The following is a 253-nucleotide window of genomic DNA, read 5'->3' as shown; positions in this document are numbered from 1 at the left end:
ACCTCAAGCCGGACGTGCGGCGGATCGTCGAAAGGATCGGGCGGACGTTGCGGTCGGCGGGGATCAACGGGGTGCGGGTGTACGGGTACTCGGATGACGAGGGGACGGCGGCTTACGATCTCGAGTTGTCGAGACGGCGGGCTGAAGTCGTTGCCGTCGAACTGGCCGACGTCGGGCTGGATGCGAAGCGGATCGCGGTCGTGGGGCGAGGGAAGAGCGATCCGGTGGGGGACAACAAGACGCCGGTGGGGAG

Annotated in this window: 1 protein-coding gene; it reads left to right on the top strand. The window is 67.6% G+C overall.

Annotated features, from left to right (window positions below):
• Positions 1–253 (top strand): OmpA family protein (locus AAEY88_RS14650; protein WP_350563559.1); only part of this gene is annotated, 253 nt, incomplete at both ends.

The organism is Psychrobacter sp. CAL346-MNA-CIBAN-0220 (assembly GCF_040309805.1).
GTDB lineage: Bacteria > Pseudomonadota > Gammaproteobacteria > Pseudomonadales > Moraxellaceae > Psychrobacter.
This window is presented reverse-complemented; position numbering and strand designations above follow the sequence as displayed.